General features: G+C 73.6%; 7 protein-coding genes. 4 read left to right on the top strand and 3 right to left on the bottom strand.

What is annotated here, in order from left to right; all coding sequences use genetic code 11:
* Positions 1–8 precede the first annotated feature (8 nt).
* The gene (locus E1265_RS30415) at positions 9–794 is read left to right on the top strand and encodes an ABC transporter permease subunit (RefSeq protein ID WP_132934197.1); all 786 of its coding nucleotides are present in this window, start codon (positions 9–11) and stop codon (positions 792–794) included.
* Positions 791–2,329: an ATP-binding cassette domain-containing protein gene (locus E1265_RS30410; protein ID WP_132934195.1), complete on the top strand. Its 1,539-nt coding sequence runs from the start codon at positions 791–793 to the stop codon at positions 2,327–2,329. Before E1265_RS30415 ends, E1265_RS30410 begins: the two co-directional genes overlap by 4 nt.
* Positions 2,330–2,523: 194 nt before the next feature.
* On the opposite strand, the gene E1265_RS30405 is transcribed toward E1265_RS30410, so the two are convergent.
* Positions 2,524–3,342 carry a serine hydrolase domain-containing protein gene (locus E1265_RS30405; RefSeq protein ID WP_132934194.1) on the bottom strand — a complete coding sequence of 273 codons (819 nt, stop codon included), beginning with the start codon at positions 3,340–3,342 and terminating at the stop codon, positions 2,524–2,526.
* A 160-nt stretch (positions 3,343–3,502) separates the two neighbouring features.
* Here E1265_RS30405 and E1265_RS30400 point away from each other — a divergent pair, with 160 nt between their 5' ends.
* Positions 3,503–4,006 carry a MerR family transcriptional regulator gene (locus E1265_RS30400; protein WP_132934193.1) on the top strand — a complete coding sequence of 168 codons (504 nt, stop codon included), beginning with the start codon at positions 3,503–3,505 and terminating at the stop codon, positions 4,004–4,006.
* Positions 4,003–5,022 carry an aldo/keto reductase gene (locus E1265_RS30395; protein WP_132934192.1) on the top strand — a complete coding sequence of 340 codons (1,020 nt, stop codon included), beginning with the start codon at positions 4,003–4,005 and terminating at the stop codon, positions 5,020–5,022. Before E1265_RS30400 ends, E1265_RS30395 begins: the two co-directional genes overlap by 4 nt.
* Positions 5,023–5,077: 55 nt before the next feature.
* Here E1265_RS30395 and E1265_RS30390 read toward each other — a convergent pair whose 3' ends face one another.
* On the bottom strand, positions 5,078–5,950 hold the full coding sequence (locus E1265_RS30390) for a DUF4429 domain-containing protein (RefSeq protein ID WP_132934191.1): 873 nt from the start codon (positions 5,948–5,950) through the stop codon (positions 5,078–5,080).
* A 74-nt stretch (positions 5,951–6,024) separates the two neighbouring features.
* Positions 6,025–7,170: an alpha/beta hydrolase gene (locus E1265_RS30385; protein WP_243741222.1), complete on the bottom strand. Its 1,146-nt coding sequence runs from the start codon at positions 7,168–7,170 to the stop codon at positions 6,025–6,027.
* Positions 7,171–7,433: the final 263 nt, after the last annotated feature.

Here is a 7,433-nt window from a genome sequence, read left to right as displayed (position 1 = left end):
CCGTCCCCCTGGTCCCGGCCCTCCTGGTCGGTATCCCCCTCGGGCTCGCCCTGCTCGGCCCGCTGTTCGCCGGTGCGCCAGGGGGCCACGCCCAGTCCTTCACCCCGCCGGGCCCCGGGCACTGGCTCGGCACCGACTTCACGGGCCGGGACGTGTGGCGGCAGGTCCTGCTCGGTGGCCGCTCCGTCGTGCTCACCGCGCTCGCCGCCACCCTCCTCACCTATGTCCTCGCCCTGCCGATCGGCTTCGCCGCCGCGCTCACCCACCGGCGCTGGCTCGACGACCTGCTGACCCGGCCGCTCGACGTGCTCCTCGGGGTGCCCTCGCTGCTGTTCATCCTGCTGGTCGCCACCGTCCGCTCCCCGGGCCCCGTCGGCTTCGTGCTGGTCGTCGCGCTGGTGAACCTCCCGGACGCCGTCCGGATCATCAGAGCCGCCGCCGCGCACGCCGCGTCCCGACCGGCCGTGGAGGCGCTGCGGCTCCAGGGCGAGAGCTGGCCCCGGATCGCCTTCGGCTACCTGGGGCGTTCCGTGACGCGCTCACTGGCCGCGGACGTCGGCACCCGGCTGACCGGCGTGCTGTACCTGGTGGCCACCGCGGCCTTCCTCGGCGTGGGCGTCGCCCCCGACGCGGCCGACTGGGCCGTCATGGTCGACCGCAACCGCACCGGCCTGTTCATCCAGCCCTGGGCGGTCGTGGTGCCCGCCCTGCTCATCGTCGCGCTGGCCATGGGCGGCAATCTGATCCTCGACTCGACGCTGCGCCGCCGCGCGGCACGCGGGAGGCCGCGATGACCGATCCAGACACCCCCCAGGCCCGGCGGCCAGCCGCCGGGAAGGCCGCCGGGAAGGACGACGCGGCGGCCTCGGTCACGGACCTACGGGTCACGGTCGGTGACCGTCGGATCGTCGACGGGGTGAACCTGCGCCTCGTCCCCGGCCGGATCACCGCTCTGGTCGGCCCCTCGGGCAGCGGCAAGACGACGACCGGCCTGGCACTGCTCGGCGAACACCCCGCCGGCGCGTCGGTGACCGGCACGGTGGACGTGCCTGGCGGTTCGGTGGGCTACGTTCCGCAACACCCGGCCACGGTCCTCAACCCGGCACGCCGCTGCGGCGCGCTGCTGCACGACATCGCCCGCCGGCAGGTGCGTCACCTGCCGCGCGGCGAGCGCGCCGCGGCCTGCCGGGAACGGGTCCTCGACGCCCTCGCCAGGGCCCAACTCGCCGACGGCGCCGACCTGGTGCGCCGTTACCCGCACGAGCTGTCCGGTGGGCAGCAGCAGCGTCTGGTCATCGCCCAGGCCCTGCTGTTCGGCGCCCGCGTGGTGGTGGCCGACGAGCCAACCACGGGGCAGGACGCCCTCACCAAACGGCGCGTCGTCGGGGAACTGGCCGCGGTGGCCCGGCAGGGCATCGCGCTTCTCCTGCTCAGCCACGACATGTCCGTGGTACACGAACTGGCGGACGAGGTCGTCGTGTTGCGGAACGGCCGGGTGGTCGCCACGGGTTCGCCCGACCGCGTCCTGCCGGAGCCCGCGGCCCCGCCGGCACCGCCGGCCGGCCCGGCGGTCGTGGCGGGCGCCGAGGTGCTGCGGGTGTCCGGGCTGACCGCGAGGCACCGCTCGACCGAGGTGCTGCACGATGCGCGACTCTCCGTGCGGGCCGGCGAGTTCGTCGCCGTCGTCGGGCGCTCGGGCAGTGGCAAGACGACCCTGGCCCGCTGTGTCGCCGGACTGCACCGCTGGTACGACGGCCAGGTGTCGTTGGACGGCGCCGTCCTGCCGCGCAGCGTGCGCGGCCGGACCCGGGACCAACTGGCCGCCGTCCAGTACGTGTTCCAGGACGCCCAGGCGTCGTTCGACGAACACCGGCCGGTCGTCGACCAGGTGGCCAGGACCGCGCGGCGGCTGCGCGGCGTCAACACGGCCGACGCGCTCGCCGAGGCACGTGCCACCCTGACCGGGCTCGGCCTGCCCGCCGAAACCGCGGCCCAGCGCCCGGGCCGGCTCTCCGGCGGCGAACTCCAACGGGCCGCCCTGGCCCGAGCGATGATCGCCCGCCCACGGGTGCTGATCTGCGACGAGGTCACCTCGGGCCTTGACCCGGCCACTCGACGGGCGATCCTCGACCTGCTCGCCGACACGCTCGGGGAACACGCGGGCCTGGCCGTCGTCCTGATCACCCACGACCTTCGGGCGGCCGCACGCACCCACCGGACGGTGGTCCTCGATCAGGGCAGGATCGTCGAACAGGGCCCGACCACCCGGCTCCTGACGTCGCCGAGCCACCCCTTCACCGCCTCTCTGCTCCAACTGCCAAGCCACTAGCCCCGTCGGGCGGCTCCGGTGGAGCGGGGCCCCACACCAGGCCGGTCGAGGCGGAGGCCGTCGGCTAGGCTCTGTCCTGTTGATCTTGCCGGTCCCGCGACTCGCCCAGGCCTGGCGGCCCCACCCGGACGAAGCCTGGGGGAGCACCGCCTCTGACGCCGCGGGCCGATCCGACAAGATCGACAGGACAGGACCTAGCCGGAGGCGGCGAGCTCGGTCAGGACGGCGTCGGTGAAGGGCGGCCAGACCTCGGCGGCCCAGGGGCCGAACTGGCGGTCGGTGAGGGCCACGCAGGCGGCCGAGGCGGCCGGGTCGACCCAGAGGAAGGTGCCGGACTGGCCGAAGTGGCCGAAGGTGGCCGGCGAGGAGCGGGCGCCCGTCCAGTGCGGGGACTTGTGGTCGCGGATCGAGAAGCCGAGACCCCAGTCGTTGGGGCGCTGGTGGCCGAAGCCGGGGAGGACGCCGGCGAGGCCGGGGAAGACCACGGAGGTGGCCTCGGCCAGGGTCTCGGGGGCCAGCAGGCGCGGCGCGAGCAGCTCGGCGGCGAAGCGTATGAGGTCGTCGACCGTGGAGGAGGCGTCCCCGGCGGGGGAGCCGGCCAGCTCGGTGGCGGTCATGCCGAGCGGCTCGAACACGGCCTCGCGCAGGTACCGCTCGAACGGCATGTCGGTGGCCTTGGCGAGGTGGTCGCCGAGCACCTCGAAGCCGGCGTTGGAGTAGAGCCGGCGGGTGCCGGGCTCGGCCATCACCCGGTGCTCGTCGAAGGCGAGCCCGGAGGCGTGCGCGAGCAGGTGGCGGACGGTGGATCCGGGCGGCCCCGCCGGCTCGTCAAGATCGACGGCGCCCTCCTCGACCGCGATCAGCACCGCGTAGGCGGCCAGCGGCTTGGTGACCGAGGCGAGCGGGAACGGGCGGTCCACCGGGCCGCGCGCCGCGCGCCGACCGTCGGCGGTGACCACGCCGGCCGCCGCCGTCTCCACCGGCCAGTCGTCGATCAACTCCAGACTTCGCATGGTTCGAGCGTATCGTTCGTGCCGGGGCCGCCCCGCCCGGCGGTGGGCGTTGGACGCCGCGTAGGCGACCGGCACCACACTGTGAAGAGTGGAGCGAGGTTTTCCGGTTTTCTCGATCGAGGCTTGCTTGGAGCGCACTCCAAGCCCATAGCGTTTCGGTATGACCCTGACCCAGCGACTGACAGCACCAGGTCCTGGCGACGAGCGCGTCGACGACGCGGTCCACGATGACGCATGCGTCTCGGTCGAGCGACCGCATCCGCGGCCGGACGGACAGGACCGCTACACCATCAGCGAGGTGGCCGCGCACACCGGGCTCACCGCGCACACGCTGCGCTGGTACGAGCGCATCGGCCTGATGCCGCACATCGACCGCTCGCACACCGGCCAACGGCGCTACACCAACCGCGATCTCGACTGGCTCGCCTTCGTCGGCAAGCTCAGGCTCACCGGGATGGCGGTGGCCGACATGGTGCGCTACGCCGAGCTCGTCCGGGAGGGCGAGCACACCTACGACGAGCGGCGCGCGCTACTGTGCGCCACGCGGGAGAGCGTGCAGTCCCGGATCGCCGAGTTGCGGGACACGCTCGCCGTGCTCAACTTCAAGATCGATTTCTACGCGGAGGCCACCGCGGTATCGGAAAGGGCGCTACACCCCGCATGAGCGACACCACCACCATCGACACCGTGCGCCTGGGCGAAGGCGGCCCCGAGGTCGGCGTCCAGGGCCTGGGCTGCATGGGCATGAGCTTCGCCTACGGCCCCACGGACGAGGACGAGGCGCGCGCCACGCTCGACCGCGCGCTCGAGCTCGGAGTCACCTTCTACGACACGGCCGACTTCTACGGCGTCGGCGAGAACGAGCGGTTCCTCTCGCCGTTCTTCCGCGCGCACCGTGACGAGGTCACCATCGCCACCAAGTTCGCGCTGCAGCTGGACCCCGCCGACCCGACCAGGCGGCTCATCCGCAACGACCGGCCGTACATCAGGCAGGCCGTCGAGGACAGCCTGCGGCGGCTCGACGTCGACGTCATCGACGTCTACTACATGCACCGCAAGGCGCCAGACGTGCCCATCGAGGAGACCGTGGGCGCCATGGCCGAGCTCGTCGCCGAGGGCAAGGTGCGGTGGCTCGGCCTCAGCGAGGTCACCGGCGCAGAGCTGCGGGCCGCGCACGCCGTCCACCCCATCGCGGCCGTGCAGTCCGAGTGGTCGCTGTTCTCCCGCGACGTGGAGCGATCAGCCGTCCCGGCGGCGCGCGACCTCGGCGTCGCCTTCGTCCCGTACTCGCCGCTCGGCCGCGGCTTCCTCACCGGCTCCTTCACCGACGCCACCAAGGAGCTCGGCGCCGACGACTTCCGGCGGCAGCAGCCCCGCTTCGTCGGCGAGAACGCGGTGGCCAACCGCGCGCTGGTGGAGGAGGTGCGGGCCGTCGCGGCCGCGCACGACGCGACGCCGGGTCAGATCGCGCTGGCGTGGGTGCAGCAGCGGGCGGCGGTCTGGGGCCTGCCGGTCGTCCCCATCCCCGGCACGCGGCGGCGGGCCCGGGTGGAGGAGAACACGGCGGCGACCAGGATCGCCCTGACGCCCGAGGAGACGGCCGCGCTCGACGCCATCGCCGACAAGGTGGCGGGCGACCGCTATGCCGACATGACGTTCAGCTCCGCCTCCCGCGACTGAGCGACGCCCGCGCCTGACCCGTGTCCCTGGTCCCGGTTCCACCGGGGGGCACGGGTCAGAGCTCGGCCAGCAGCTCCGTCTTCTTCGTGGTGAACTCCTTGTCCGTCAGCAGGCCCGCCGAGTGGAGCTCGCCGAGGTGGCGGATGCGGTTCGCGATGTCCTTGGGGTCGGCGCGGTGGTTGCGGTGGGCCGCAACGGCGCCCGCCGGCTCGGCCGCCCGCACGGCCTCGAGGACGGCGGCGGCCAGCGGCAGCGACTCGTGGACCAGGCCGTAGCCGAGGCCGAAGACCACGGCCGCCGGATCCTGGTCGGCCGGCCCCTCCCCGTCCACCGGCTTGCCGTCCTTCCCGCGCCGCCGCAGCCGCAGATGGCCGCCGGCTATCTCGGGTGAGCGCCACTCCACCTCGGCCAGCTCCGTGACCGGGAACGACTGGTCCCCTGCCTTCCACTTGGCGGACGAGGCCCCCGTCCAGAACCAGCGGAAGGAGACCACGGAGCCGTCGAACGACACCTTCCCGTCGTACGCCTTGAACTGCAGGGGCGCCGGCGGGGCCGCCACCAGGTGCTCGTCGGCCGCCTCGTCGGCGCGCGGACCGAGCGCCGAGCGCAGCTCGGTGGCGTAGTAGTCGGCCAGGGTCTCGCGCTCCACGGGCAGCAGCAGCCGGTACGGATCGGCGGAGGCGCGCAGCTGCCCCGCCGCGGCGTCGAGCAGCGGATCGGCGCCGAGCCGCGGGACCGCGTGGAGCACCACCGTGCCCTTGCGCGGTCCGGGCGTCAGGTCGACCGAGCTCAACGCCTCGTAGGGGATGCGGCGCTCGCCGAGCACCTGGAAGAGCTTCGGTGTACGCATTCCCCGTTCGAAGCGGATGAGCACGGAGTCGGTGTCGAACTCCCAAGTGGAGTGGATTCCGGCCAGCACATCACCCATGCGGGTCATCGTATGCGCCGGGACTGACGAAATGACTTCCCCCGGATGGGTGTGTTCCTGTCACAAGCCGCCGGTCATGTGGCGTGGACGGCGCAGGGATCGACCGGGGCGCACGACCGCACCCCGGGCGCGCAGGTCACGTCGTCCACGGCGCCGGTGCCGACCCGCGCCAGATTGGTGAGGCTCGCCTCGCCAGGGGAAAAGTAGCCGCTGTGCCCCTCGGCCCCGCCCGCGTCCAGCAGCCGAGCGCCGAACGAGGGCGTGACCGGGTCCTGGCCGAAGCCGATCGGGCCGATCTCCAAGTGCGGCACGTCCTCGATCCAGTCGTCCTCCGCCCTTATCGCCCAGACCTGGGCCGAGGTCTCCAGGTCGCCGACGCCCGAGGCGCGCATGCCGGGGCTGCCGGCCACGGCGATGTCGCTCACCCGCTCCGGTAGCTCGGGGGCGGCGACCCCGCACACCACCGAGCCGTAGGAGTGGCAGAACAGCGCCACCTCGGACTCGCCTGGCAGGGCGCCGACGGCGGCGACCAGCCGGTCAGCGCCGGCCGTGGCGAGCTCGGCCGTGGCGGCCGACATGGCGATGCTGGGCGGCGCGTCGTAGTCGGCCCAGGCGATCACGGCCGTGGACTCGCCGCCGACCGCGCGCTGCTCGTTGTAGAGGGCCTCGGCCATGCCGACCGGGGCCGTGTACTTGCGGGCGGTGCGCTCGAAGTTCAACAGCCCGGTGTCGACGCCTGGGACGATGACGGAGATCCGGTCCGCCGACTCCAGGTCCCCGATCACCTCGGCGGCCCGGCCGCGACCCGTCGGGTCGAAGGCGAGGATCTGCCTGCCCTCGGCGAGCATCGACTCGAACCGGTGCATCCGACGGCCGGCCTCCTGCTGCCCGGCGGGCGAGAGCCGCTCGTCGGTCATCCTGGCCCGCTCGGCCTCCATGGCCGCGGTGAGCGCGTGCCGGTTGGCCTCGTAGCGCAGTTGGACGGGGGCGCCCGCCAGGTTGCCGACGACCAGCGGATACCGCTCGGCGAGGCGCTGCTGCTGGGCCCTCGACAGGCCGGCGAAGAAGTCGGCCATCCGGGCGGGGGACGTGTTGGGGGCCGGCAGCCGCTCGCCTTCGACGCGGACGCGCGCCCAGGCGCTCAGCTCCTGCTCGTAGACGTCGGGCTTGGGCTCGGCCCGGCTGGAGAGCCAGCCGGCGGTCACCAGCACAACGAACACCACCGCCAGCGGAAGCAGAACCCGCCGTGCGGTGGCCGGACGGAGACCGGACGTAGCTTGTGTAAAGGGACGAAATCTCAGCACTGCCACGCCATCATACGGGTCGCCCGCGACCGCCCTGCGACAGCCTCCGCCGGTGAGCTGCGCGCTTGGCGTCGGCCACGGCGCGTGCGCGCTTCGCGCGCTTGCGCTGGCGCGCGGCTTGCGGGGGCCCTGACGGCGGCTTCGCCGCTCGGGCCCCTGCGGCCGTGCCGGCCTGCGGC

The organism is Streptomyces sp. 8K308, from assembly GCF_004348315.1.
Lineage (GTDB): Bacteria > Actinomycetota > Actinomycetes > Streptomycetales > Streptomycetaceae > Streptomyces.
Note: the sequence above shows the minus strand (reverse complement) of the source record. Positions and strands in the feature narration are given on the sequence as shown.

Bases quoted from the DNA above. Each gene is read 5' to 3' on its own strand.
- E1265_RS30390 (WP_132934191.1), bottom strand. From the start codon at position 5,950: ATGGGTGATGTGCTGGCCGGAATCCACTCCACTTGGGAGTTCGACACC.
- E1265_RS30405 (WP_132934194.1), bottom strand. From the start codon at position 3,342: ATGCGAAGTCTGGAGTTGATCGACGACTGGCCGGTGGAGACGGCGGCG.
- E1265_RS30410 (WP_132934195.1), top strand. From the start codon at position 791: ATGACCGATCCAGACACCCCCCAGGCCCGGCGGCCAGCCGCCGGGAAG.
- E1265_RS30395 (WP_132934192.1), top strand. From the start codon at position 4,003: ATGAGCGACACCACCACCATCGACACCGTGCGCCTGGGCGAAGGCGGC.
- E1265_RS30400 (WP_132934193.1), top strand. From the start codon at position 3,503: ATGACCCTGACCCAGCGACTGACAGCACCAGGTCCTGGCGACGAGCGC.